Origin of the sequence: Acidiphilium sp. PM, assembly GCF_000219295.1 — a bacterium.
Taxonomy (GTDB): domain Bacteria; phylum Pseudomonadota; class Alphaproteobacteria; order Acetobacterales; family Acetobacteraceae; genus Acidiphilium; species Acidiphilium multivorum.
Window position 1 is genome coordinate 1 of sequence record NZ_AFPR01000262.1, and the last position, 1,577, is coordinate 1,577.

The 1,577-nt window shown below is 71.3% G+C and carries 1 protein-coding gene; it reads left to right on the plus strand.

Annotation, left to right across the window (positions count from 1 at the left end):
* A partial coding sequence (locus APM_RS10915) for a helicase-related protein (RefSeq protein ID WP_007423434.1) occupies positions 1–1,577 on the plus strand: 1,577 nt, incomplete at both ends.

Sequence of the window (1,577 nt, forward strand, 5' to 3'; positions counted from 1 at the left end):
CAGGCCGAGCTGATGTTCGAGGCGCTGTGGAAGCACAACCACGAGACCCTGCCGATCGCGCTGCATCACGGCAGCCTCGCGGTGGAGCAGCGCCGCCGCGTCGAGGCGGCGATGGCGGGCGGAAAACTGCGCGCCGTGGTCGCGACCTCGTCGCTCGATCTCGGCATCGACTGGGCGGGCGTGGACCAGGTGATCCAGATCGGCGCGCCGAAGGGGGTGTCGCGCCTGCTGCAACGGCTCGGGCGGGCCAATCACCGGCTCGACGAGGCCTCGCGCGCGCTGCTCGTGCCCGCCAACCGCTTCGAGGTGCTGGAATGCGCCGCGGCGATCGAGGGGGTGGCGGCGCAGGATCTCGACGGCGATCCGCCACGGCCGGGCGGGCTCGATGTGCTGGCGCAGCACGTGCTGGGCTGCGCCTGCGCCGCGCCCTTCCACCCCGACGACCTGTTCGCCGAGATCACCGCCGCTTCCCCCTATGCCGCGCTGGCGCGCAAGGATTTCGACGACGTGCTGCGCTTCGTCGAGGATGGCGGCTACGCGCTCGCGGTCTATGAGCGATATCGGCGGCTGTTCCGCGATGCCGAGGGGGTTGTGCATGTCCGCAACGAGGCGGTGGCGCGGCGGCTGCGGATGAATATCGGCACCATCGTCGAGGCGCCGGTGCTGAAGGTGCGGCTCGGCGGCGGGCGCGGCGGGATCGTGCTCGGCGAGGTCGAGGAATATTTCGCGGCGATGCTCTCGCCGGGCGACACGTTCCGCTTCGCCGGGCGGCTGCTGCGCTTTCTCGGCATTCGCGAGACCAGCGTGCTCTGCGCCGAGGGCGGCACGGGCGAGCCGAAGATCCCGGCCTATGCCGGCGGGCGGATGCCGCTTTCGACCAACCTCGCCGACCGGGTGCGGCGAATGCTGCACACGCCCGCCACCTGGGACCGCTTTCCCGCGCCGGTGCGCGAATGGCTCGGCCTGCAGGCGGCGCGCTCGGCGCTGCCGGCGCCGGACGACCTGCTGGTGGAGACGTTTCCGCGCCGCGGGCGGTGGTATCTCGTGGCCTATTGCTTCGAGGGGCGGCAGGCGCACCAGGCGCTGGGCATGCTGCTGACCCGCCGGCTGGAGCGGTTCGGCTTCCAGCCGCTCGGCTATGTCGCGACCGATTACGTGCTCGGCATCTGGTGCGCGCGCGAGCCGACCGGGATCGCCCGCCTGTTCGAGGAGGACCTGCTCGGCGAGGATCTCGAGGCGTGGATGGCGGACAGCTCGATGCTGCGGCGCAGTTTCCGCAATGTCGCGGTCATCGCCGGGCTGATCGAACGGATGCATCCGGGCGGCGAGAAGAACCGTAGACAGATCACCATCAATACCGATCTGATCTACGATGTCCTCCGCAAGCATGACCCGAGCCATATTCTCCTCCGCGCCACCTGGGCCGATGCCGCGCACGGGCTGGTCGATCTCGCCCGCATCGCCGGCATGCTGGCCCGCGCGCGCGGGCGGGTGCATCACCGCGCCCTGCCCCGCGTCTCGCCGCTCGCCGTGCCCGTCCTGCTCGAGATCGGCCGCGAGCGCGTCGGCGGCGCCGA